Source organism: Halomonas sp. KG2 (assembly GCA_030440445.1).
Classification (GTDB): Bacteria; Pseudomonadota; Gammaproteobacteria; order Pseudomonadales; family Halomonadaceae; genus Vreelandella.
On sequence record CP098528.1, the window covers coordinates 4,329,233 to 4,352,805 of the forward strand.

Consider the following 23,573-nt stretch of genomic DNA (forward strand, 5'->3'; position numbering starts at 1 on the left):
CTGGCCGATCAAGTCGGCACCGTCAGTAGACACGTGAGATAGCCAAACAGGCAATGTTCAGCATGGTGTCCGTTGGCGCATACTGCAAGGTGTGTGTTGCTTTTTCCACTGCTGCTCTGCACCTTTATGGCGCTAGGTCATTGACATCACCACCACGCATGAAAGTGGTGCACCGGCCCACGCCCATGACCGACACTTAGCCGAGTGCTCGCTTCTAATGCAGCATGCAGCCACAACTTGGCTTCACCAATCGCTTGCTTAGGTGCGTTTGGCGCCGCATCGGCGGGTAGTTTTGCTAGACACGCAGTGATCGCAGACGAGAGAGCACAGCCCGTGCCGTGCAGGTTGTCAGTGTCAATACGCGAGGCAGGAAGCCATGTGTGGCCGTCCGGGGTTGCCAGTAAGTCAGGACAGGTATCTCCACGGAGGTGCCCACCTTTCAGCACCACATACGGCGCGCCCAACTCAACCAACGCTGGCAGCATCGCCTCCATGTCATCCAGCGAATCCGGTGATTCGGCATCTAAGAGCACAGCAGCTTCAGGCAAATTGGGCGTAATTACGTCCGCCAACGGTACCAATATATCGCGCACGGCACGAATGCCTGCGTCATCGACCAGAATATCACCGCTTTTGGCCACCATTACCGGGTCCAGCACGATCCAGCGGGGGCGGTTTTGCCGCAATACTTCAGCGATTACTTCGGCAACCTCGCGGCTGGCGACCATGCCAATTTTAACGGCATCTAATGCCACATCATTTGTCAGGTTTTCTAACTGCTCGCGAATAGCGTGAGGCGAAACTGGATACACGGAAGCCACACCACAAGTATTTTGAGCGATGACAGCAGTGATGACATTGGTGCCGTAGACACCCAGCGCCGAAAAAGTTTTCAGATCACCCTGCAAGCCAGCACCACCAGAGGGGTCAGATCCTGCGATGGTCAGTACATTGCGAAGGCGGGAATCGTTGGACATGGTGCTCCTTAATTAACGGTTCAGTCGTGTTCTAAAATACCCAAATACAACGCCAAACAGGGCTTCTTAACCAAAACAATGGCCGCCTAAGAGGCAGCCATTGCGTGTTCAACGAGAGCAGAATGCTAATAGTATAGCTACATCGCTATTGAGCCGTTACTGCGTTGTGTCACCCTCTGGATTACGTGCGTTGTAGTATGCCTGTTCAGAAATCGCATGATAGTTTCCGACCTTATCCTGGAAGGTACGGTATGACTCATAAATCCGTGTGCCCAGCTCGCTTGATTCAGCCAATTCAGCAATAACGTCTTGTGAATGCTCACGGGCCTGAGCCAGCACGTCGTCAGGAATACGGCGCAGTTCAACCTCATGCTCGTTGACCAACGTCTCCAACGCATCGTTATTACGCGCGGTGTATTCATCAAGCACGTTGGCATTAATATCGCGCACTGCGGTCGTCAAAATAGCCTGCAAATCAGCGGGCAATTCGGCTAAGGCTTCTTCGTTGACGATGGTTTCAAACATCACCGTCGGCTCGTGCCAGCCAGGATAGTAGTAATAATCGGCAGCCTGATGCAGACCGAACGCTAAATCATTATAGGGGCCAATCCATTCCGTCGCATCAATGGCACCTGACTGAAGTGATGTGAAGATTTCACCACCCGGCATGTTCACAATCGCGACGCCCATACGGCTCATCACTTCACCACCTAAGCCTGGCATACGCATTTTCAGGCCATCAAGGTCCTCAATCGAATTGATTTCCTTGTTATACCAGCCACCCATTTGAACGCCAGAAGCACCCGCCACCATGACATCCACACCAAAAGGTTCATAAACCTCGTTCCACAACTCCATGCCACCGCCAAAATGCAGCCAGGCATTCATTTCTTGTGCGTTCATGCCAAACGGCACGGCAGCGAAGAACTGAGCTTCAGGGGCTTTGCCCTTCCAGTAATAAGAAGCAGAGTGGCCAAGCTCAGCAGTGCCGTCAGACACAGCATCAAAGACCTCAAACCCAGGTACCAACTGGCCAGCGCCAAACACCTCAATGGTCAGGCGACCATCGGACATCTCTTCCACCAGTTGCGCGAGCCGCTCAGGCCCCTGCCCCACACCTGGGAAGTTCTTCGGCCAGGAAGTGACCATTTTCCAACGGAAATTTTCTTGTGCCTGAGCTTGATTATCAAAACTTGAAACCACCAGCAAACTAGTGGATAGAGCGGTTGTCATCGCAATGGCGACAGGTAAAGCATTGGCTTTCATACATTAACCCTCTTGCTTCTATTATTACTGTTATAGGTAGGAGAAGGCCGCCTAGCCCAATTGGCTAGGCGGTTTGTTACAAGCCGTTAGTTTATGCAGCTTGGCTGCTTTTGATTAAGGTTGCCACTTAGTTGCGTTGATAGTCACGATAGCTTTCAACTCGCCACTAATCAAAATGACTTAGCCTAAAATTGAGTAGGTAGCCATGTGGCCAGCTGCGGGAAAAACGTTAGCATCAGCAACATGCCAAGCTGCATCAGGATAAACGGGATAACCCCACGGTAAATTGCCGAGGTCGGCACCGAGGGTGGCGCTACGCCGCGCAGATAAAACAGCGCAAAACCAAACGGCGGGGTTAAGAATGACGTTTGCAGGTTAATAGCGATCATGATGCCCAGCCAAATTGGGTCAAGTCCCATGGCCAGCAGAATCGGCCCAACGATGGGCACCACCACAAACGTGATTTCGATAAAGTCGAGAATAAAGCCAAGTAGGAAGATGACCAGCATTACGATAATGGTCGCCCCCACCACGCCACCAGGCATACCTTCGAACAGTTCGGTGACCATGTGTTCGCCGCCATAGGCCCGGAAGACCAGCGAAAACAGCGCCGCACCAATCAAAATCATAAACACCATAGTCGTCACATGGGTGGTTGAACGCAGCACGTCCTTCAGCGTTGCCCAATCCAGTTGACGATAAGCAAGAGCCAGCACCAGGGCACCAAAGGCACCGACAGCCGACGCTTCGGTAGGCGTTGCAAAGCCGCTTAAAATCGAGCCAAGCACTGCCACAATTAGCACCACGGGCGGCACTAAGCCTTTCAACAGCAGCATCCCCAGGCCGGAAGTATGCCCAAGCTCTGCCATGAGCTCTTCACGGTCTGCGGCAGGCGCCATTTGCGGGCGCAACCACGCGACCAGGGCCACGTAAATCATGTACATAACGACCAGGAGTAACCCCGGCACCAGCGCGCCCATAAACAGATCGCCTACAGAGACCGTTTTAGGACTAAAAATACCCATCGAGAGCTGTGCCTGCTGGTAAGCGGACGACAGCACATCGCCAAGCAGTACCAATGCAATGGAGGGCGGGATGATTTGGCCAAGCGTGCCGGTCGCACAAATGGTGCCGGTCGCCAGCGAAGTGCTATAGCCGCGCTTTAGCATGGTAGGTAGCGACATAAGCCCCATGGTCACCACGGTGGCCCCCACAATGCCGGTAGATGCTGCCATCAACATACCCACCAATGTCACTGAAATACCTAAACCGCCACGCATGGCACCAAACAGCAGCGCCATCGCATCCAGCAGTGTTTCAGCTACTTTGGACTTCTCCAATAAAACGCCCATTAAGACAAATAATGGCACTGCCAATAACGTTTGATTGGTCATAATGCCGTAAAGCCGGTTGGGCAAAGCGGCGAGATAACCACTATCGAAATTGGCGTCTACGCCGATGGTCTCAAGGCCTAGGCCCATCCCTGCAAACAGTAGCGCGGTACCTGCTAATGAAAGCGCTACAGGAAAGCCAAACATCAGCACAATGCAAATGGTGGCAAATAAAACAAGCGGCATAAATTCCAGCATCAAACGCGCTCCTCAAGGTGGTTGTCATCACCAACAGATGGGGGTATCCGGCCAGTAAATACATAGCCATTGCGCACTACTTCAATGACACCTTGCAGTATCATTAGCATGGCAAAGAGCGGTATTAACGTTTTCAGTGCAAAGACGGCTGGAATGCCACCATAATCGGAGGAGGTTTCCATAATACGCCAGGAGTTAGCAACGTAGCCCAAGCTGGAAGCGATGACAAAAACCATCACAGGCATCAACAACGTGATAATACCCACGATGTTAACCAGCGCTTGGCGACGGGGCGTCATTCCACGATAGAAGATATCGACACGCACATGGCCATCGTGGCGAAAGGTGTAGGCCGCAGCGAGCATAAAGACACTGGCGTGCATGTACATCACCAGCTCTTGCATAAAAATACTGTTAACGCTGAAAATATAACGAAGCAGTACAATCGCGAACTGAATCAACATCATAATGATGATCAGCCACGCAAGGCTACGTCCGAACCACTCCGAAGCGCGGTCCAGCGCAGCGATAAACGCAGGTAGTTGTGTTGTATCTGACATGGAAGTGTCTCGCGTAAAACGACTAAGGGGGTCAGCGCCCCAGACAATAGCGCATATACGCAGACAATGCAGCGCCCATAAACCGCCTAGCAAGCTTATTATTAAACGCTTTGGCGAATCGCCGCTAGGCAGGCTGGAGGTAACGGTAAATCGACAGCAATCGGTAAATGGTCAGAAAATAGATGGTCCAGTACATGGACATCTGCGACTTCAAGTGTCTGGGAAAGCAGGATGTGATCCAGGGCGCGCCGAGGCTGCCAGGATGGATAACTAAGCAGCGGCTTAACCGGGTGCAGTGGCAACGAGGTACTAAAACGTTCATGAGCATGAAGCTGGTCAGGCGTGCAATTTAAATCACCCATGACCACCACATGGCGCAGCGGCTCAATAATATTGCTTAAATAATTCAGCTGACGCACACGCCCGCGCTGGCTCAGCGCCAAGTGGGCGACAAAGATATGCAGTGCATCTGGTCCCTCACCATAGCGTGCGTGAATTGCACCACGCCCTGGCAACATCCCTGGCAGACGGTGCTCTTCGATGTGGCTAGGCACGATACGTGACAATAGCCCATTACTGTGCTGAGCAAACTGCCCTAAATTACGATTTAGCTGCTGAAAGTAGTGGGGAAAGCGTGCTTTAGCGGCAAGGTATTCAACTTGGTTTACGCGACCGGAACGAAAACTACCGCCATCAACCTCTTGCAGGCCCACCACATCAAATGGCTCTAGCACATTACCCATTTGCGCCAAGCGTTCCAGACGCTGAGGGTGCGGCAAAACATGCTGCCAACTACGCGTGAGGTAGTGGTGATACGCCGACGTTTGAATACCTACCTGCAAATTAAATGTCAGTAAGCGGATATGGCCACGTTCAACCAAAGACAACGCAGACGAGCCTACTTGCCCACCTGCGTGACCATGCTCTAACACCGTTATTGTGCACGCTCATTACGCACGCGCTCGACAAGCGCATCCGCAATTTGCGGCATATTTTCCAAGCTACCTGCTGTGCTTGGCGACACAACGTAGCGGCCATCAACAATAAGCGCCGGCACGCCCATTAAGCGCATTTCACGCATGCGGCTGTTGGCTTTATTGACTTCGCTACGAACGCCAAATGCCTTTAACGCCTGCTTAGCTTCTTCTTCACTTACACCGTAATTAGAGAAAAACTCGGCGATTTCATCCTCATCTGTCAGTGAGCGACCATCTTCATGAATGGCCTCAAAGAAATCAGCGTGAAGTTCATCTTCGATGCCCAGAGATTCTGCTGCATAAAACGCCGTCGCGTGTGTGTTCCAAGCACCACCCATGGTAGCCGGCATATGAACAATGCTAACGTCGTCTTCAAGCGTTTCGTACCACTCATTTACGGGTGTTTGCAGCCGGTAGCAATGCGGGCAGCCAAACCAAAACGCTTCGGTCACTTCAATCTGCCCCTCGTCGACCTGTGTCTCCACTGGCGACTCAAGCAGTGTGTAGTGCTGGCCCTCGACCAACTCCTGAGCGCTTACTGCCGCAGATAAACCTAAGCCAGCAATCGCGACCATTAACGTTTTCAACATAGCGAGAATTCTCCAAGAATGAGCGAGGCTATGACTGCAGGACGTGCATAGAGGTTCCCCATCTCTTTAATTACCAGTGAGATAGGGCACCTTTATTTATCATCAGCGACTAGTTCAAGCCTAATAGATAATTCGCTACAGCTTCCATGTCGTTATCACTCATTTTGGAAGCAATATCGCCCATAATGTTATTCGGGCTGTTAGCACGCTCACCGGAAGCAAAGTCTTGCAATGTAGACACCATATACTCTGTGTGCTGACCTGAAAGCGCTGGATATACCGCGCTGCCAATACCAGCCCCCGTAGGTGTATGACAAGCACTGCAAGCAGGAATACCTTTGGACATATCACCCGCCCGGTACAGCTCTTCACCGCGCGCTAAAAACTCTGAGTCTTCATCGTTAGTTTGGCCAAGATTTGCGTTTTGGCCTGCAAAGTGAGCCGCAACATCCCAAGCGTCTTGATCAGAGAATGCATCGACTTGACCAGCCATGGTGGGAACCAAGCGGTTGCCGTCGCGAATATCCATGATTTGCTTGGCCAGATAGGACATCTGCTGCCCTGCCAGATTAGGGAAAGTACCCACTGCGCTGATACCTTGCTGACCATGACAGGCCGCACAGGTTTGAGCCAGTTCACGACCTGCCGCCGCATCCGCGTCAGCTTGGTGGTCGGTTTGAGCGTGTACGGTGCCAACGGCACCCATGGTAATTGCCAGGCTTGCCAGTAACTTTCTCATTGCTATTCCACTATGCCGTTTGATTATTGACTGGTACGCATCCCGGGCGCTGCCCAGGTTCAGCACTTTACCAGGGTCAGCTCCGCCAAAACGAACAACATGCCGTGTTGGTCGCTGCTGGCTAGAGCGCGATGGTACACTAGCGCCCCAGGTCGCAGTTATAAACCGCTTGCATTATAACGAATCACCCTAGCGGCGGGAATGCAAGTCCAGGTCTGCTTTTGGGGTAATTCGTCGCGGTACCGTCATTTACTCACGTTAACGTGGTGAAACGGGCCGTCTTATACGTCTGTTTTTCAGGATTAACACCATGTCTACTGCTAATGATCACCCAGTCGTTCGACTGAACTACCCCACAGCGCGTTTTATGATCAGCGCGCCAACGCTTGCTCTGTGTCCAGACGATACCGGCGCAGAAGTCGCGTTTGCTGGGCGCTCAAATGCGGGTAAATCAAGCGCGATTAACGCACTTACTCAACAAAACGCCCTTGCCCGCACCTCGCGTACGCCAGGCCGCACTCAGTTGATCAACTTTTTCAGCGTCATGAACGACGAATCGCGCCGCTTAGTCGACTTGCCCGGCTACGGCTACGCCAAAGTGCCCGAAGCGGTAAAACTAGAGTGGCAGCAGCACCTGTCGGACTATCTGCGTGGCCGCTTCAGCCTACGTGGCCTTGTACTGCTAATGGACGTGCGCCACCCGCTAACCGAGTTTGACCAAATGATGCTCAACTATGCAGATAAGCGCGAAATGCCTGTGCACATTCTGCTTACTAAGTCCGATAAATTAAAAAAAGGCCCTGCGAGTGCCGCGCTGCAAAAAGTCCGTTCTCGTCTTAAAGAGTGGGAAGACTTAGTCTCCGTTCAGCTCTTCTCATCGCTCAAGCGCGACGGCGTAGATACGCTTTCTCAAAAGCTCGACCAGTGGCTGCATACTCCTGAGTAAACCAAGGATCGCCGAACAAGCCAAGCTTTCACCATTAAACGGAATCTTGCCAAACAAACTCAGTCTTCTTAAACAAGCCGCTTTTTCACGAGCGTCGCTCCAACCACTCGATCAGCTCGGGCAATTCTTTCACGTGGGCAATGCGGTGGGTGCGTGCTGGCAAGGTTTGGTCGCCTTGCGCGGCGATCCATACGGCGTGCATGCCCAGCAGCTGGGCAGGTAATATGTCCTCTTGCCAGGAATCACCTACATGCATGGCACGGTGCGGCACAACATTCAGACGCTCCAGGGCAGTGAGAAACGGCTTAGGGTCTGGTTTTGGTGCCAGTAATTCGCCTGCAGCAATAGCCACTGGAAAGTACGCCGCTAACGGCTGACGTTTAAGGTGAATATTGCCATTGGTAATAGCGGCTAGCTGGTAACGTTCGCTCAACGCAGATAATAGCCCCGCGGCTTCGGGGTGCGGCGTTACTTGTACCCGCAGACGATGAAACTCATTCATAGCAGCGGCAGCCCATAGCAACGCACTACTGCGTGCTAAGCCTTGGGCTTCCAGCTGTGCTTCTAACGCCCGCAAACGCAGCCAGGTAAAATCGCCACGCCGTTCTGGCACCCGCTTGGCCCACTCTTGGCGGCGCTCCAGATAATCAGCCAGTCCCTGCTGGTAACTTAGCGCTAATGGCGTTTCATGGCGTGCTTTGCGCCACGTCGCCAGCGCTTCAATTAGCCAACGATAGTGGCCCTCTTCCGTTTTTAACATCACGCCTTGGTTGTCCCATAGCGTATCGTCAAGATCAAACGTAATCGCTTGCAGAGAAGCCATGGTTAACTCCGTGTCGTGCGGCGTTTTGCGCGGGGGTGAGCGGCATCATAGCTTTCGGCCAAGTGCTGCCAATCCAGGCGGGTGTAGACTTGAGTCGTCGATAAATTAGCGTGGCCCAGCAATTCCTGCACCGCCCGCAGATCTTGGCTGGACTCCAACAAATGACTTGCAAACGAGTGACGCAGGCGATGGGGATGGAGGTGTTCAGGCAAACCACGCACAATAGAAAGTTGCGCCAAACGCTTTTGAATACCGCGGTGCCCCAGCCGCTGCCCACGCTGACCGACAAATAACGCCATTTCGCTCGTTGCCGCCAGCTCAGGCCGACACGACAACCACGCCTTAATCGCCTGATCTGCACGCTGACCAACGGGCACTTGGCGGGGCTTACTGCCTTTACCCATCACCCGCACATGCTGGGCATTTAAGTGATCCAAATCCAGCGCAGCAAGTTCCGCTAAGCGTAGGCCGCTGGAGTAAAACAACTCGAGCATGGCTTGGTCGCGTATTGCCAGCGGTGTGCCATCGTGCGGCGTGTCTAAAAAGCGCGAGAGTGCATCCACATCAAGCGGTCTGGGCAAGTGGCTTGGCTGCTTTGGCGTGCGTAGTAGTCCCACCGGATTGTCGGCAAGCACGTGATGTTGCACAAGATAGTCAGCAAAACGTGATAGCGCAGCGCGGCGGCGGGCTAAACTTCTCGGTGCAAGGCCGCGGCTGCGCTCCGCGCCTAAAAAGGCGCGCAGAAATGTAGTGTCTAACGTCGCCGCCTCGGTGACGCCACGTTGCTCAGAAAAACGCTGCAGGGCGGTTAAATCCTGACGATACGCAGCCACCGTGGCAGGGCTTGCGTGGGTAGCAAGCTTACGTAAATACGCCTCGACCTGCGTCGTCAATGAGCTCGGGCTATCCATGGTGTTCTAGGCGCAGCAGTAGCCGTGCCACGATATCGCTCAGATACTCTGTAAACAGCGTATCCATACTAGCGCGGTAACAGTCGGGGTCAGGACTTGCGAGCAGCAAATACCCCAGTTGCTCGCCCGCCGAAAGACGCGAAATGGCGCAGGAACCGGCGCGCCGGGGGGCCTTAGTATGCGGCAACAGACATTTCCAGTCGCTAACGCTGAGCTTGGCACAACGGCTGGTGCGCCCATCTAGCAGCGCAGCCAAACGAGCACTGGCATGCTGGTCCAACACATGACGTGGCGGTTGAGGCGGCGTTGGCTCATCGTCACTCAATGAGGATGGGCACCAGAGCGCCATTGCAGGCGTTTGAAAGTGCTCGCTTAACTGAACAGCGAGCGCTTGGGCCAAGGCATCACGATCTTCTGCTCCCACCAGACTGAGTAGCGTCTCACGCAGTCGACGATATTGGGCTTCATTATGCCGTGCTGTTTCTAGAAGATGCTCAAGCCGCCCCTCTGCTGTTTCAGCACGCTGACGTAAATCGATTACCAAGCGCTCTAGCAGCGATACCGCCCCATCAATGTGAGGGTGCGGTACCTTAAGTTGCTGCAGCAAGCCTTCACGACCAACAAAAAAATCGGGGTGACGGGCCAGCCAAAACGCCACTTGATCAGGGTCGAGCGTTTTGCGCGGCTCGGGGGCTTGAGACATCGCCGTTCTCCTCGAATTAGTTGAGTGTGACACGACCGTCGAAGACGCGTGTAGCAGGGCCCACCATCACCAACGGCGCTTCGGGATCGGGCCACTCAATGCTTAACTGACCACCCGGCAAATGAACGGTGACCGGGCTTTTCAATAACCCCTGGCGAATACCACTAGCCACAGCAGCGCAGGCGCCGGTGCCACAAGCAAGCGTCTCGCCGCTGCCACGCTCATACACTCGCAGGCGAATTTCGCTGGGCGACACAACCTGCATAAATCCCACATTCACCCGCTTCGGAAAGCGAGGGTGAGACTCAAGCAATGGACCAAGATGCTCAACCGGTGCACTATCAACACTTTCCACCTGCAGCACGGCATGGGGATTGCCCATCGAGACAACTCCCAACTCCAGCGTATCACCGTCGACCTCGACAGTGTGTAAGGGTTGGTCCCCCGGTGCCTCAAACGGCAACGTGGCGGGATTAAAACGCGGCCTCCCCATGTCAACACGCACCATACCGTCGTGCTGAACATTAAGTACCAGTGGCCCACCGGCAGTTTCCACATGAATTTCATGCTTATGTGTCAGGCGCTGGTCGCGAACAAAACGTGCAAAGCAGCGCGCGCCATTGCCGCAATTTTCAACTTCGCTGCCATCCGCATTAAAAATACGGTAGCGAAAGTCCATCTCTGGGTCACGGGGCGGCTCAACCACCAATAATTGGTCGAAGCCAATACCAAAGCGCCGGTCTGCTAGCTGACGAATCTGCTCATCACGCAAACGCGCTCGCTGAGTCACCAGATCCACCACCATAAAATCATTACCCAGACCATGCATTTTGGTGAAGTGCAACAGCATCAGTGCTCCCCTTCCGGCAGCAGAGCTTCACCGGCCCACAGGCTTTCCAGGCTTTCCCGAGCGCGAACCACATAATAGCGGCTGCCATCGACCATTACTTCCGGGGGCCGCGGGCGGCTGTTGTAGTTCGATGCCATCACAAAGCCGTAAGCACCGGCTGAGCGAACGGCCAGTAAATCGCCCTCAGCAATTGCCAGATCGCGCTCTTTACCGAGGAAATCGCCGGTTTCACAGACAGGACCTACCACATCATAGACTGCACGCTCACGCTGCTGGCGGGTATCCACCGGCACAATCGCCTGCCATGCCTGGTACAACGCAGGGCGGATCAGGTCATTCATGGCGGCATCAACAATCGCGAAATTTTTGGTTTCGCCGGGCTTTAAGAACTCTACCCGGGTTAGCATTAAACCTGCGTTAGCGGCAATAGAGCGGCCCGGCTCAAATAGCAACGTAAGCGCTTCACCGCCCTCCCAGCGAGAAAGGCGTGCCAGCAATTGGCTCGCATAATCAAACGGCTGAGGTGGTTTTTCATCACGATAAGGGACACCTAGCCCGCCACCTAAATCCAAATGGTCAATCTCGATGCCGCGCTCACGCAACCGCTCCATCAACATTAAGAGCCGCTCAAGAGCATCTAAAAAGGGTGCCGTTTCAGTGAGCTGAGAGCCAATATGGCAGTCTAGTCCGGTGACGCGCAAGTTGGGTAAGCTGTCAGCCAGCGTGTAAACATCCAGCGCTTCGTCGACTGGAATACCGAACTTGTTGTCTTTCAGCCCAGTGGAAATATAGGGATGAGTGCCAGCATCCACATCCGGGTTTACCCGCAGCGATACCGGTGCCACCTTGCCCAGCTCCGCCGCAACAGCGTTCAATCGCTCAAGCTCGGGACGGGATTCAACATTGAAGCACTTAATGCCAACGTCTAGCGCACGGGCCATTTCATGAGGCTGCTTGGCAACGCCTGAAAACACGACTTTTCGCGGATCACCACCCGCTTTCAGCACGCGTTCAAGCTCACCAATCGAAACAATATCAAACCCAGCGCCCAATCGAGCAAGCAGACCCAATACGGCCAAATTAGAGTTAGCCTTCACCGCATAACAAATTAAATGGGGATGACCACCCAAGGCTTCGGTATAAGCACGAAAATGGCGTTCTAACGTCGCTTTCGAATAAACATAACAGGGCGTGCCCAGTTCAGCGGCGACCTGGGTAAGCGGGACGTCTTCGGCATAAAGCACGCCATCGCGGTAGTTAAAGTGATCCATTACCCCTCCTGCTCGGCAGCCGAACCATGGGTGTCTTCGTCAGGTAAATAGAGCGGCCCTTTCTGACCGCAACCCACTAATAGCAGCGCGATCAGCAGCATCGCACTCAAGGTGGTAACACAACGTTTCATGCATCACCTTTAAGCGCGGCTAACGCCTCGCGGGCACGGCTAGCAGCGGCGCGCACTTGGTCAGGCGCGGTGCCACCGATATGGTTACGGGCGGCCACGGAGCCTTCTAACGTAAGCACCTCAAACACATCCTGCTCAATCGTGGCAGAGAACTGCTGCAACTCTTCAAGGGTCATTTCAGACAGATCTTTCTTAGTCTTCAAACCGTAAGCCACCGATTGACCGACAATTTCATGAGCATCGCGGAAGGCGACACCCTTGCGAACCAAGTAATCAGCAAGGTCCGTGGCGGTTGAGAAGCCACGTCGTGCGGCTTCATACATGCTGTCTTTTTTCGGCTCAATAGCAGGCACCATGTCAGCAAAGGCTTTTAAGCAATCGCGCACGGTATCAACGGCATCAAACAGCGGCTCTTTATCTTCCTGGTTGTCTTTGTTGTAGGCCAGGGGCTGAGACTTCATCAGCGTTAACAGCGCCATTAAATGACCATACACACGGCCCGTTTTACCGCGAACCAGTTCGGGAACATCAGGGTTTTTCTTCTGCGGCATAATCGAAGAGCCGGTGCAGAAGCGGTCAGGCAAGTCGATAAAATCAAATTGAGCGCTGGTCCATAGCACCAGCTCTTCACTCATCCGCGACAGGTGCATGAGTAGAATGCTGGCAAAGCTGGTGAATTCGATAGCGAAGTCACGATCAGAGACGGCGTCCAGCGAGTTTTCTGCAGGGCGATCAAAGCCGAGTAATTCGGCAGTGACATGGCGATCGATGGGGTACGTGGTACCCGCTAACGCCGCGGCGCCAAGAGGCATCACGTTCACCCGCTTGCGGCAGTCCAGTAAGCGCTCGTGGTCACGGGTTAGCATCTCTTGCCATGCCAATAGATGGTGGCCAAAGGTCACCGGCTGCGCCGTTTGCAAATGAGTGAAGCCGGGCATAATGGTATCGGCCTCACGGTCAGCAAGCTCAATCATGCCTTCGCGCAGACGCACCAACTCCGCTTCGATCACATCGATCTCATCACGCATGAACAAGCGAATATCGGTCGCTACTTGGTCGTTACGTGAACGGCCGGTGTGCAATTTTTTGCCAGTAATACCAATTTTGTCGGTCAACCGTGCTTCGATATTCATGTGCACATCTTCAAGCGGGACCGACCAGTTAAACTCGCCTCGCTCGATTTCACCTTGAATCTCAGTGAGACCATTAATAATGGTGTCACGCTCTTCATCGGTCAGTACACCGACTCGCGCTAGCATGGTGGCGTGGGCAATCGAGCCCTGAATATCCTGGCGCGCCAGGCGTTGGTCGAAAGTCACAGACGCGGTGAAGCGTGCGACAAAAGCATCGGTGGGCTCGCTAAAGCGACCGCCCCAAGACTGGTTCGTAGCTTGGCTCATCGGAGGCATATCCTGCTGACAAAACTGAAGGAGTCGTTAAAAACTAAAGTCATCGTTATCAGAAAGTGTACCAGAGTCGCCGCACTCAGCGGCATGCCGTTTTATAGTCGTTTTTCATGTCGGCGAGGGCTCAGCGTCACTAAACGGATAAGGAGATTCGTGTAATAAGGTACGTATGGCTGAAAATGGCATCGGACGAGCAAAGTAGAAGCCCTGAAAATGCGTGCTATGACGTGCGCTGAGATATGCATACTGCTCTGCCGTCTCTACGCCTTCGATTAATACCTCAAGACCAAGCTTGGCCGCCATGGTTACCACGCCATCAACAATCGCAGCATCCCGAGTGTCGTTGACCACATCTCGAACAAATGATCGATCAATTTTAAGCTTGTTAATCGGCAAGTGTTTGAGATAGCTAAGGCTGGAAAAGCCGGTTCCGAAATCATCCAGCGCAACATGCACACCCAGCGAGCGCAGATCCTGCAGTGTTTGTATGACGTGCTCCGTACTGTCCATCAGTACGCCTTCGGTAAGCTCTAGCTCTAATAATTCGGGTGCCAAGCCTGTCTGCTCAAGCACCCGTTCAATAGATAACAAAAATCCCGCGCGCTGAAACTGCATGGGCGAAATATTCACCGCCATGGTAATAGGCACATTTGCGCTCGCGTTCAATCTGACAGCATCACGACACGCCCTCTCCAACACCCACTCGCTGATCGGCATAATCTGTCCGGTATCTTCTGCCAAACTAATAAACTGTCCAGGAGCAATGTTGCCACGCTCAGGGTGATACCAGCGAATCAGCGCCTCTACGCCAGAAACTCGACCAGGGGAGCCATGTATTTGCGGTTGGTAATGCAGCTCAAATTGCGACTGTTCTATGGCTTGTTGCAACGCATGACGTAAATTAACCCGTTCAGAAACTTTACGATTTAGCTCATCGGTATACCACTGATAGGTATTACGCCCTTGCCGCTTGGCTTTATACATCGCCAGATCCGCCTGCTGTATAAGCTGGCGCGGTTCGCTAATCATTCCATCATCAGTGGCAATTCCTATACTGGCAGTAATACGTAGCTCGCTGCCTCGATACCAGTAGGGCGCAGAGAGGCGAGCGAGCAGTCGCTCAACGACCTGCATGACATCTTTTTCATGGGCTAAATCAGGCAATAGAACGATAAACTCGTCTCCCCCAAAACGCGCCACGGTATCCCAAGGGCGCAGCTCTTCTTCAAGGCGCTTGGCGACCTCAATTAACATATAGTCGCCTACCTCGTGACCAAGCGTGTCATTGATCGGTTTAAAGTCATCCAAATCGACAAATAGCGCGGCTATGTAGCGGTGATACCGCTTAGCCAGCTGGCAGCCCTGTGCCAGTCGCTGGTCGAGTAACAATCGATTAGGCAAGCCTGTTAATGCATCGTGGCAAGCGTTATGCCGAAGCTGCGCTTGGTATTCGCGCTGGGCAGTAATGTCATTCTGCACACCAATGAAGTGCGTTACAGCGCCAGCAGTATCGCGCACAGGGGAAACATATAGATCATTCCAAAATGGCACTCCGTTACGACGGTAATTGCGCATCACGACATGAACGTCTTGCTGAGCACGAATCCCTCTACGCAGCTGATCCAGCGTGGTGGGATCCGTCTCTTCGCCCTGCAAAAAGCGGCAGTTTTGCCCTAGCACCGTATCCCGGGAGTAGCCGGTAATTCGCTCAAATGCTGCGTTCACATAAACTATTGGCAAATCATGCCGCTGAGCATCAACAATGATGACGCCATTAATACTTGATTCAACGCTCCTCTCTAGCAGTGTGAGCTGCCGTTCCGTCGCTTTGCGCTCAGTGATATCTTGGGTTGAGCCCTGAACTTGAACAACGTGCCCCTGCTCGTCTCGTACGGCTTTTCCAATCACTCTTACCCATAACCTTACTTCTTGTCGAGTGATGATCTCTAGCTCTTCATCAAAGCTGATCCCGTGCTCGCAACAGGCTTCAAAAACCTCACGGATACGTGACCGGGAGCTCGGCGCGTAGAAGTCAATCGCCTCCTCAACAGTGGGTTGAAACCCGGGCGAAACACCATGCAGACGACACACCTCGTTCGACCAAATAGGCAGTCTTTCGGACATATCAACATACCAGCCACCAATCAGCGCTGTCTCGCCAACTATTTGGAAGAGCCTCTGATTACGGATGAGCTGTTTCTCGATGGCTTTTCGTCGCGAAATATCACGGGCGACCACGTAAATGACCCCTTCCCCCACCACGGGGGTAACTTCCAGCCACACCACTTGTCCCTCGGCCGTCAGCGCTCGAACGTCAAACGGAGGTACTCTCTTTTGGGACTGGAGACGCGCCAATGCTTCCTCGACAACCGGGATATCGCGACGGTCCACTACCTTGCTGCATGGCTTGCCTATCCATGCGCTAGCGGAATAGCCCAGCAAGGTTTCAAACATAGGGTTGACGTTAAGTAAAATGCCTGCGAAATCAATACTAAAGAATAAGTCTTGTGATAATAAAAAAAACTGGTCTAACTTGCCTTGAGATTTAGCAAGGGGCATGGCATTACCTAAATATGTGGTTTGCCTGACAACACTGGCCTTAAATTCAGCCGGTTATTTTTACTGTGTGGCTGGGTGCTTTATGATGAGACTTATCATAGTTCGTCGCGACCTGTCAGCGACAAAGGGAGAACCACGTGTCATCCATCACAAAACTGCGCATTGCCACGCGTAAAAGCCAGCTTGCTATGTGGCAAGCCGAGCACGTCCGCGACCGCTTGATGGCGGCACACAGCGGTCTGGAAGTCGAACTTATTGCGCTCTCCACTAAGGGCGATAAAATTCTCGACACACCACTTTCCAAGATTGGCGGTAAAGGGCTCTTTGTGAAAGAGCTAGAAGATGCCATGCTCGATGGGCGTGCAGATATCGCCGTTCATTCAATGAAAGATGTTCCTATGCACTTTCCCGAAGGGCTCGGTCTTTCTGTCATTTTGGAAGGCGCCGATCCGACCGATGCGTTTGTTTCTAACCACTATACCAGCATCGACGAGCTACCAAAGAGTGCTCGTATCGGTACCGCTAGTCTACGTCGCGGCTTGCAAATACGTGAAGCGCGCCCTGATCTGCAGATTCTTAATCTACGCGGAAACGTACAAACTCGCTTAGCCAAATTAGATGCGGGCGAATTTGATGCCATCATTCTCGCCACCTCAGGCTTGAAACGCTTAGGTCTCGATGAACGAATTGCCCAAGCACTGCCGCCTGAAATATGCCTTCCTGCCTGTGGACAAGGGGCACTCGGCATCGAGTGTCGTCTCCATGACCCCGAGTTAATCGGCTTATTAGCCCCATTGGATGACCCCGACACGGCCACCCGTGTGCGTGCCGAGCGCGCCATGAACACCCGTCTGGAAGGCGGTTGCCAAGTGCCTATCGCAGGCCATGCCGTGCTTGATAAGGCAGGCGATACTATTTGGCTGCGCGGTTTGGTTGGCAACCCAGAAGGTACAGAGGTATTGCGTGCAGAAGGCAGCGGTTCCATTCATGAGCCCGAAGCCCTAGGTATCCGAATCGCCGAGGAGCTGCTGGATCAAGGGGCAGGCGATATATTAGCCGAGGTGTATGGCCGCAACGTATGAGTCAACCGGTACTGATCTGCCGCCCCGGTGAGCGGGGTGAAGCCCTAGCAGACTCGCTGCGTGCTGAGGGAGCTTCTGTAGAGCACCTCAATGTTATGCACTTAGAAGCGCTGCCCGAGGACCACGTTCAACGTAGCGTGTGGTTAGATATTGATCAGTACCATAAAATAGTGGTGGTCAGCCCCTTTGCCGCTTACTGTTTAAGCGAGGCGCTCGATCGCTATTGGCCACAGCTGCCTGTGGGCATTGATTACTATAGCGTAGGCCGTGCGACGGCAAGCATGCTCTATGAGCAACTGGGTGTGCGTGTCCATATTCCTTCGCCTGACTACGGAGAAGACACGAGCGAGGCGCTGTTGTCACTTGCCTCACTCAAAACGCTTACGCATCAGCGTATATTGCTAGTGGCTGGTGAAGGTGGTCGCTCATTATTAGCCGATACATTGAGCGCACGTGGGGCCAACGTGACCCGCATCGCCGTGTATCGACGTGTATATCAAGCGCCAACGCCTGCCCTGCAACAACGTCTATTAACCGGCGATTATCGAGCGTTAATCGCTACCAGCGGCGAACTGCTTCAACATCTGGCAAGATGGTGTGAACAAGCAGCGTTGAACCAACCGCTAATCGTTTCCAGTCACCGTTTAGCTAAACTGGCCGGTAAACTGGGTTTTCGTGACCTCAAGGTGGCGTCGGGAGCAACACCAGCTGCACTGGCAGCGGCGTTGGATCGGTCCTGCAACCCGAAGGGTGCCGATGTCGATCAAGGAACTTAATAAGGGCTAGCGACAGATGAGCAAACAACCAAATGATCAGGAAGGCGTACACAACGCGTCTGCCGATACAACTCAAAACGACGCTAAACCGAGCGACACCTCCGCGTCAGCCGCGTCGGGCGGCGAAACGTCAACAGCAGGCAATACGGCAGCATCTTCTTACGCCGCTAAAAACAGCCGCTCGCGTCGCCGTAATAAAGCGGGCTCTAGCACGCCCAGTGCCAGCACCGCCTCAGCGAACGTCAATAATGACCAAGCCTCGTCCCAACCAAGCGACGCGCCCAAACAGACAGCTGATGCTAAATCTTCTGCAGATACTAAATCCTCTGCAGATACTAAGCCGTCAGCAGGTACCAAGCAGACGGCAAGCGCCAAGCCAACGAGCAGTGGCAATAGCACGTCTGGCAATGCTGCGCATGTCCCGCCCTCTTCTAAGAACAGCACCACGAACAGTGGTGGTGGCAAAGGCAGTGGTATCGCCATTGCGCTGGTGATTATCCTGGCACTTGCCGTCGCGTTTGCTGCTTGGCAAGGCTGGCAGCGCTTGGATAATCAGCAGCAGCGTATAGACGAGTTGGCCCAGCAAACGCAAAGCAGTGCTTCGCAGCAAGAGGTTAGCGACCTAGCATCACGTATTGAAAGTAGCGAAGCCGAGCGCACCCAAGCGCTGGATAGCACGATGAGCGAACTGCGTAGCGAGCTGGACAGCTACCGTGGCGAGGTCAACAGCACATTAGACAACGTGCTAGCTCAGCTTTCTCAAGAGCAGGAGACCGACGAGCGAGACTGGCTTCACGCTGAAGCCGCCTACCTGCTACGGTTAGCCAACCAGCGCCTGCAACTGGAAGGTGACGTTGGAGGTGCTGCCGCCCTGCTGCGTACCGCCGATGCTCGTTTGGTCGATGCCGACAACCCTGCATTAACGCCAGTACGTCGTGAAATTGCTAACGAACTTGCCGCTCTAGACGCCGTACCACAGGTTGATCGCACAGGTATTTATCTTGCATTGAACGCTCAACAAGAGCGTATTGCTGGCCTACGCCTGTCACAAGAGATCGAAGAGCGCGCCGTTACCTCTAGCATTGAACAGCCACCCACGGGCACCTTCCAGCGTCAATTGGCTCGCTTTGGGGAAGAGCTAAAAGATCTTGTGGTGATCCGTCAGCATGACGAAGCGTTAGAAACACTGATTACACCCGAGCAAGAGTCCTATCTGCGTCAAAGCCTACGCCTGATTCTTGAACAGTCTCAGCTGGCACTGCTTAAAGAAGAGCAAGCGCTTTTTGAGGCAAGCATCGATAAGGCACTGGCGCTGCTCAACGGCTACTACGATACCGAACGAGAAGAGACGCAAAGCGTAATTGCTCGCCTGCAAGAACTGAAGCAAACTCAGGTGCAGCCTGAGTTACCAGACATCAGTGCTTCGCAACAGGCACTAGCGGGCTTCATTGAAAACCGCTTTGAGTCGCGTCGCCAAGGTGGAGGTGATGCATGAGAAAGCTAATTCTCTTAATTGTTGCCGGCTTAGCGGTCGGCGCACTGTTCGGGCACCTGATGATGTCGGTGCCCGGCTACTGGTTAATACGCGTTGGTGACACCTCGGTACAAACGTCGTTCTGGTTCGGCTTGGTGCTGCTACTGGGTGCCTTCATCGTCTTACACTTTGCATTACGCTTGCTCAGCGGCATTATTCGCCCGGTCGGACGTTTTCGCACCTGGAATAGCCGTGCCCGCAATCGTCGCGCCATGAAACGTACCGTTCGCGGTTTGGTTGCCTTAACCGAAGGCCGTTGGAAAAAAGCCGAGAAAACACTGGTGCGAGCAGCTGACGATTCCAGCACACCTCTTGTGAACTATCTTTCTGCGGCACTGGCGGCGCATTACCAGGGTCACCACGAAATGTCTCAGGAGCATTTAAATCAGGCTCAGCTCACTACCGAGGGAGCCGATACGGCGATTGGCCTGATGCAAGCTCAACTGATGATTGATCGTCAGCAACCTGAAGAGGCGCTGGCCATTCTGAATCGCCTGGATAAGAAGCTGCCCAACCACCCGCAAGTACTCAAGCTGCTTAAGCAAGTGCACCTAAGCGTTAACGACTGGGAAGGCTTACGCCAATTAATACCCCGTTTGGCAGCGCAAAAGCTGATCACTCAGCAAGAGCGTGAGCAACTGGAATTCAAAGCATACCGTGAATTGATTATTTTTGAGGCCAAAAACCCCACGAATATCGAGCGTGTACGCGGACTATGGGCCGATATGCCGGACTATCTACGCGGCAATACCGAGCTAATCGTGCTCTATACCGAGGCGCTTTTACAGGCCAACGAAGAGCCTATTGCTGAGCGCTTGCTTAATCACTCACTGGACAACCACTGGGATGCGCGCTTAGTAAAACGCTACGGCCTACTAAATGTAGACGCTGCGCGCCAACTAGCAAAAGCGGAAAAGTGGCTGCAAGAACGCCCCAACGACCCCGAACTATTGCTGACCTGTGGCCGCCTATCGCTGCGTACTGGTAAGTGGGAAAAAGCGCTGGAGTACTTTGAAGCCAGCCAACGTCAACGCCCCAGCGGTGAAGTATGCGCTGAGCTTGCTCGCCTCTATGCAAGCCTTGGCGAACATAACAAGAGCCAGCTCTACTACCGACATAGTGTCGATATGCTCGCTAAATCACTGCCCTCGCTTCCACAACCAAGCGATGCCAATGACAGCAAACAAAGTGAGCCCAAAAAAGACGTTAAACAAAGCGCTTAACGTCGTTAGCAAGCCGCTAATGAAAAAGGGTGCCCATCATGGGCACCCTTTTTCGTTACGTATTAACGCGTTTTTTTGCCAACGATACCAACACTGCCAGCGCCTGTTCGATGGGGGCAACTAGTACTAACACTCATCCAAGTTCAAAAGAGTGTACTAGTATCATACAAACCTTCATTTCTTATCTATTTAATCGTCGTAACAATGTTCTAAAAACAATGCCCTAGAAAAGCGCCTAAACGCTTCTATGAAACAGTTACACTAGTATAAAGATAACCACGAAAGGCCTTAACATGACGCTACCGCCTTACCTTGGTCTGCCCATGTGGGCCAATCAGGATTGGCTTGGCACTCTTTATCCAAGGCATGCCAAAACGGATCTGTTAAGCGATTATGCGGCGGTCTTTTCAAGCGTTGAGGGCAACACAACGTTTTATAGCGGCGCACCAAAGGCAGAAACGGTGGCCGCGTGGGCGCGGCAAATACCGCCTCATTTTCGTTTCTGCTTTAAACTTCCTGCCATAGTCACCCATGACCAGCGTTTAACCCAGCCAGAAAATGCCTGGGCGTTTCTCGAAGCACTCACGCCACTGCATGATCGTCTTGGTCCTACCATGGTTCAGCTACCACGTGATTTTGGTCCTTCGGAGCTCCCCCAGTTAGAAGCACTACTTGCTCAATGGCCGGCCGACTTACCGTGTGCAGTGGAGGTACGCCACCCCGCTTTTTTCCTCAAAGGGGAGGCAGAAAAAGCCCTGAACCGCTTGTTAATAACTTATTCAGCTAACCGCGTGATGCTCGATGTTCGTCCGCTGTTTTCAACGCCCGTCAATGACCATCCTGGCTTAGCGCATGCTCAGCAAGAAAAGCCGAAACTCCCGCTACACGTGCTTTCCACAGCAAATTATCCAGTCATTCGCTTTATTGGCCATATTGACAAAACAATTAATAGGGACTATTTCACGCCGTGGATAGACAGGCTCATTCTGTGGATAAGTCAGGGGAAAACCCCTTTCTTATTTGTGCATACTGCTGATAATCGAGCGTCACCAGAACTGGCGCGCTGTTTGTACCATGAAGTTCAACAACGCATCACTTTGCCAGCGCTTGCGTCATTCGCCGACGAGAAGCAGAGCCAACTGTTTTGACCGATCTTTTTAGGCTAACTGACTGGCAACCCCCACCACGATCGGATAAATTGCGCGTACTTTCGGAAAATAACGTTAGAACATTTCTCTTTTCCGAAAATCGGCACATTAGGCTAATAACGCCTTATTACAATTAACGAAACAGGTGATTTCATGGCAAAACTTGCACATGCACAGTGGTCATCGCGCATGGGGTTTGTGCTGGCGGCCGCTGGTTCAGCCGTTGGTCTTGGCAACATTTGGCGCTTTTCTTACATGGTGGGCGACAGTGGTGGGGCAGCTTTCGTGCTTGTCTACCTTGCTTGCGTGGCGTTGGTGGGCCTACCCATATTGGTGGCTGAATGGATGATTGGCCGCCGTGGCCAGAAAAATCCAATTAACACCATGGCTGACCTTGCAGCCAATCATGGTAAATCCAAGGCGTGGGCGTTAGTCGGTGTGAGTGGCGTATTAGCGGCGTTCCTGATTCTGTCTTTTTACAGTGTCATTGGCGGTTGGTCGCTGAACTACACCCTTAGTTCCGTCATTGGAACGTTTAACGGCCAAGATGCTGACGCCATTAGCGGCCTTTTTGGCGGCATGCTGGCTAGCCCAACGACTCTGCTGCTTTGGCATACGGCCTTTATAATCCTCGTCATCGGCATCGTCGCTCGTGGCGTGACCAAAGGCCTGGAAAGCGCAGCACGCATCATGATGCCCGCACTAGTGGTACTGATGCTAGTATTAGTGGGCTATGGTATGACCAGCGGCCATTTTGGCGAAGCGCTAGCCTTTATGTTCAGCCCGGACTGGGATGCACTTGACGGTGGTGTTGTACTCGCCGCGATGGGACAAGCGTTCTTCACCCTATCGCTGGGCATGGGCATTATGATGGCCTACGGTTCCTACCTAGGCGAAGACGTTAACCTGATCAGTACCGCACGCACCGTTATTATTCTGGATACGGCGATCGCGCTGTTGGCGGGCTTAGCAATCTTCCCGATCGTATTTGCTAATGGGCTCAGCGCGGGAGAAGGCCCAGGCTTGATTTTCGTTACGCTGCCGTTGGCCTTCGGCAATATGGCAGGCGGTACGGTGCTGGGTCTGATGTTCTTCCTGCTGCTTACCTTCGCGGCGTTAACATCGGCGATTTCGTTGTTAGAGCCCGTCGTAGAAACGTTAGAAGAGCGCACATCGTTGTCGCGCCTAGCGGCAACATTCGTTAGCGGCATCGCCGTGTGGGCGTTAGGGGTTGCCGCACTGCTGTCGTTCAACGTGTGGTCTGAGGTGCTGTTCTTTGGGCTTAACATCTTTGATCTACTGGATACCTTCACCAGTAAGATTTTGCTGCCGCTGACAGGGCTAGGCGCGATTGTGTTCTTCGCGACCTGCTTGGATAAAGAAGAGTCACGCAAAGAGCTACGCATGGATGTTTATGACTATAGCCTCTGGAATCTGCTGGCTAAATACGTCGCCCCCATCGGGGTAGCCGTGGTTTTCCTAGCAGGCTTCTTCTAAGCATCAAGTTCTAAG

At 53.1% G+C, this 23,573-nt stretch carries 22 protein-coding genes; 7 read left to right on the plus strand and 15 right to left on the minus strand.

Annotated features, from left to right (window positions below; translation table 11 throughout):
- Nucleotides 1-146: 146 nt before the first annotated feature.
- The 7 genes from thiD to NDQ72_19790 form a co-directional block, all read right to left on the minus strand.
- On the minus strand, nt 147-977 hold the full coding sequence (gene thiD / locus NDQ72_19760) for a bifunctional hydroxymethylpyrimidine kinase/phosphomethylpyrimidine kinase (GenBank protein WKD28246.1): 831 nt from the start codon (nt 975-977) through the stop codon (nt 147-149).
- Nucleotides 978-1,133: 156 nt separating this feature from the next.
- Nucleotides 1,134-2,243 (minus strand): TRAP transporter substrate-binding protein, encoded by a 1,110-nt coding sequence (locus NDQ72_19765; GenBank protein ID WKD28247.1) that lies wholly within the window; start codon nt 2,241-2,243, stop codon nt 1,134-1,136.
- A gap of 185 nt (nt 2,244-2,428) precedes the next feature.
- On the minus strand, nt 2,429-3,832 hold the full coding sequence (locus tag NDQ72_19770; protein WKD28248.1) for a TRAP transporter large permease subunit: 1,404 nt from the start codon (nt 3,830-3,832) through the stop codon (nt 2,429-2,431).
- Complete coding sequence (locus NDQ72_19775; protein ID WKD28249.1) at nt 3,832-4,392, minus strand: TRAP transporter small permease subunit; 561 nt, start codon at nt 4,390-4,392, stop codon at nt 3,832-3,834. Before NDQ72_19775 ends, NDQ72_19770 begins: the two co-directional genes overlap by 1 nt.
- 101 nt (nt 4,393-4,493) lie before the next feature.
- Entirely contained in the window at nt 4,494-5,279 is a 786-nt protein-coding gene (locus tag NDQ72_19780) for an endonuclease/exonuclease/phosphatase family protein (protein ID WKD28250.1), read from the minus strand.
- Between the two features lie 47 nt (nt 5,280-5,326).
- A complete protein-coding gene (locus tag NDQ72_19785; protein WKD28251.1) occupies nt 5,327-5,959 on the minus strand; it encodes a thiol:disulfide interchange protein DsbA/DsbL in 633 nt (210 codons plus the stop codon).
- 109 nt (nt 5,960-6,068) lie between these two features.
- Nucleotides 6,069-6,698 (minus strand): cytochrome c4, encoded by a 630-nt coding sequence (locus tag NDQ72_19790; protein WKD28252.1) that lies wholly within the window; start codon nt 6,696-6,698, stop codon nt 6,069-6,071.
- 310 nt (nt 6,699-7,008) lie between these two features.
- Here NDQ72_19790 and yihA point away from each other — a divergent pair, with 310 nt between their 5' ends.
- On the plus strand, nt 7,009-7,644 hold the full coding sequence (gene yihA / locus NDQ72_19795; protein ID WKD28253.1) for a ribosome biogenesis GTP-binding protein YihA/YsxC: 636 nt from the start codon (nt 7,009-7,011) through the stop codon (nt 7,642-7,644).
- A gap of 85 nt (nt 7,645-7,729) precedes the next feature.
- Here yihA and NDQ72_19800 read toward each other — a convergent pair whose 3' ends face one another.
- The 8 genes from NDQ72_19800 to NDQ72_19835 all read right to left on the minus strand — a co-directional run bounded on the left by NDQ72_19800 (nt 7,730) and on the right by NDQ72_19835 (nt 16,298).
- On the minus strand, nt 7,730-8,467 hold the full coding sequence (locus NDQ72_19800) for an HAD family hydrolase (GenBank protein ID WKD28254.1): 738 nt from the start codon (nt 8,465-8,467) through the stop codon (nt 7,730-7,732).
- Nucleotides 8,468-8,469: 2 nt separating this feature from the next.
- Nucleotides 8,470-9,378: a tyrosine recombinase XerC gene (locus tag NDQ72_19805; GenBank protein ID WKD28255.1), complete on the minus strand. Its 909-nt coding sequence runs from the start codon at nt 9,376-9,378 to the stop codon at nt 8,470-8,472.
- Nucleotides 9,371-10,081 carry a DUF484 family protein gene (locus NDQ72_19810; protein WKD28256.1) on the minus strand — a complete coding sequence of 237 codons (711 nt, stop codon included), beginning with the start codon at nt 10,079-10,081 and terminating at the stop codon, nt 9,371-9,373. Before NDQ72_19810 ends, NDQ72_19805 begins: the two co-directional genes overlap by 8 nt.
- A gap of 16 nt (nt 10,082-10,097) precedes the next feature.
- Nucleotides 10,098-10,931: a diaminopimelate epimerase gene (gene dapF / locus NDQ72_19815; protein ID WKD28257.1), complete on the minus strand. Its 834-nt coding sequence runs from the start codon at nt 10,929-10,931 to the stop codon at nt 10,098-10,100.
- Nucleotides 10,931-12,202, minus strand: a complete 1,272-nt coding sequence (gene lysA, locus NDQ72_19820; protein WKD28258.1) for a diaminopimelate decarboxylase — start codon at nt 12,200-12,202, stop codon at nt 10,931-10,933. The genes dapF and lysA overlap by 1 nt, the downstream gene beginning before the upstream one ends.
- Nucleotides 12,202-12,333, minus strand: a complete 132-nt coding sequence (locus NDQ72_19825) for a lipoprotein (GenBank protein ID WKD28259.1) — start codon at nt 12,331-12,333, stop codon at nt 12,202-12,204. Before NDQ72_19825 ends, lysA begins: the two co-directional genes overlap by 1 nt.
- Nucleotides 12,330-13,733, minus strand: coding sequence for an argininosuccinate lyase (gene argH, locus NDQ72_19830; protein ID WKD28260.1), 1,404 nt, complete (start codon nt 13,731-13,733; stop codon nt 12,330-12,332). The genes NDQ72_19825 and argH overlap by 4 nt, the downstream gene beginning before the upstream one ends.
- A gap of 114 nt (nt 13,734-13,847) precedes the next feature.
- Nucleotides 13,848-16,298, minus strand: coding sequence for an EAL domain-containing protein (locus NDQ72_19835; GenBank protein WKD28261.1), 2,451 nt, complete (start codon nt 16,296-16,298; stop codon nt 13,848-13,850).
- Between the two features lie 137 nt (nt 16,299-16,435).
- On the opposite strand from NDQ72_19835, the gene hemC reads away from it, so the two are divergent.
- The 6 genes from hemC (at nt 16,436) to NDQ72_19865 (ending at nt 23,558) form a co-directional block, all read left to right on the plus strand.
- Nucleotides 16,436-17,380, plus strand: a complete 945-nt coding sequence (gene hemC / locus NDQ72_19840; protein ID WKD28262.1) for a hydroxymethylbilane synthase — start codon at nt 16,436-16,438, stop codon at nt 17,378-17,380.
- Entirely contained in the window at nt 17,377-18,156 is a 780-nt protein-coding gene (locus NDQ72_19845) for a uroporphyrinogen-III synthase (protein WKD28263.1), read from the plus strand. Before hemC ends, NDQ72_19845 begins: the two co-directional genes overlap by 4 nt.
- Nucleotides 18,157-18,172: 16 nt before the next feature.
- Complete coding sequence (locus NDQ72_19850) at nt 18,173-19,651, plus strand: uroporphyrinogen-III C-methyltransferase (GenBank protein ID WKD28264.1); 1,479 nt, start codon at nt 18,173-18,175, stop codon at nt 19,649-19,651.
- A complete protein-coding gene (locus tag NDQ72_19855) occupies nt 19,648-20,913 on the plus strand; it encodes a tetratricopeptide repeat protein (protein ID WKD28265.1) in 1,266 nt (421 codons plus the stop codon). Before NDQ72_19850 ends, NDQ72_19855 begins: the two co-directional genes overlap by 4 nt.
- Before the next feature lie 293 nt (nt 20,914-21,206).
- Nucleotides 21,207-22,061: a DUF72 domain-containing protein gene (locus NDQ72_19860; protein WKD28266.1), complete on the plus strand. Its 855-nt coding sequence runs from the start codon at nt 21,207-21,209 to the stop codon at nt 22,059-22,061.
- Between the two features lie 153 nt (nt 22,062-22,214).
- Nucleotides 22,215-23,558, plus strand: coding sequence for a sodium-dependent transporter (locus tag NDQ72_19865; GenBank protein ID WKD28267.1), 1,344 nt, complete (start codon nt 22,215-22,217; stop codon nt 23,556-23,558).
- The last annotated feature ends 15 nt before the right edge of the window (nt 23,559-23,573 follow it).

What these genes read in the sequence shown, in the direction of transcription:
- yihA (WKD28253.1), top strand. Translation starts at nt 7,009, where the DNA reads ATGTCTACTGCTAATGATCACCCAGTCGTTCGACTGAACTACCCCACA.
- dapF (WKD28257.1), bottom strand. Translation starts at nt 10,931, where the DNA reads ATGCTGTTGCACTTCACCAAAATGCATGGTCTGGGTAATGATTTTATG.
- NDQ72_19775 (WKD28249.1), bottom strand. Translation starts at nt 4,392, where the DNA reads ATGTCAGATACAACACAACTACCTGCGTTTATCGCTGCGCTGGACCGC.
- argH (WKD28260.1), bottom strand. Translation starts at nt 13,733, where the DNA reads ATGAGCCAAGCTACGAACCAGTCTTGGGGCGGTCGCTTTAGCGAGCCC.
- NDQ72_19855 (WKD28265.1), top strand. Translation starts at nt 19,648, where the DNA reads ATGAGAAAGCTAATTCTCTTAATTGTTGCCGGCTTAGCGGTCGGCGCA.
- NDQ72_19805 (WKD28255.1), bottom strand. Translation starts at nt 9,378, where the DNA reads ATGGATAGCCCGAGCTCATTGACGACGCAGGTCGAGGCGTATTTACGT.
- NDQ72_19865 (WKD28267.1), top strand. Translation starts at nt 22,215, where the DNA reads ATGGCAAAACTTGCACATGCACAGTGGTCATCGCGCATGGGGTTTGTG.
- thiD (WKD28246.1), bottom strand. Translation starts at nt 977, where the DNA reads ATGTCCAACGATTCCCGCCTTCGCAATGTACTGACCATCGCAGGATCT.
- NDQ72_19825 (WKD28259.1), bottom strand. Translation starts at nt 12,333, where the DNA reads ATGAAACGTTGTGTTACCACCTTGAGTGCGATGCTGCTGATCGCGCTG.
- NDQ72_19845 (WKD28263.1), top strand. Translation starts at nt 17,377, where the DNA reads ATGAGTCAACCGGTACTGATCTGCCGCCCCGGTGAGCGGGGTGAAGCC.
- NDQ72_19850 (WKD28264.1), top strand. Translation starts at nt 18,173, where the DNA reads ATGAGCAAACAACCAAATGATCAGGAAGGCGTACACAACGCGTCTGCC.
- NDQ72_19765 (WKD28247.1), bottom strand. Translation starts at nt 2,243, where the DNA reads ATGAAAGCCAATGCTTTACCTGTCGCCATTGCGATGACAACCGCTCTA.
- NDQ72_19800 (WKD28254.1), bottom strand. Translation starts at nt 8,467, where the DNA reads ATGGCTTCTCTGCAAGCGATTACGTTTGATCTTGACGATACGCTATGG.
- NDQ72_19860 (WKD28266.1), top strand. Translation starts at nt 21,207, where the DNA reads ATGACGCTACCGCCTTACCTTGGTCTGCCCATGTGGGCCAATCAGGAT.
- NDQ72_19790 (WKD28252.1), bottom strand. Translation starts at nt 6,698, where the DNA reads ATGAGAAAGTTACTGGCAAGCCTGGCAATTACCATGGGTGCCGTTGGC.
- NDQ72_19810 (WKD28256.1), bottom strand. Translation starts at nt 10,081, where the DNA reads ATGTCTCAAGCCCCCGAGCCGCGCAAAACGCTCGACCCTGATCAAGTG.
- NDQ72_19835 (WKD28261.1), bottom strand. Translation starts at nt 16,298, where the DNA reads ATGCCCCTTGCTAAATCTCAAGGCAAGTTAGACCAGTTTTTTTTATTA.
- lysA (WKD28258.1), bottom strand. Translation starts at nt 12,202, where the DNA reads ATGGATCACTTTAACTACCGCGATGGCGTGCTTTATGCCGAAGACGTC.
- NDQ72_19785 (WKD28251.1), bottom strand. Translation starts at nt 5,959, where the DNA reads ATGTTGAAAACGTTAATGGTCGCGATTGCTGGCTTAGGTTTATCTGCG.
- NDQ72_19770 (WKD28248.1), bottom strand. Translation starts at nt 3,832, where the DNA reads ATGCTGGAATTTATGCCGCTTGTTTTATTTGCCACCATTTGCATTGTG.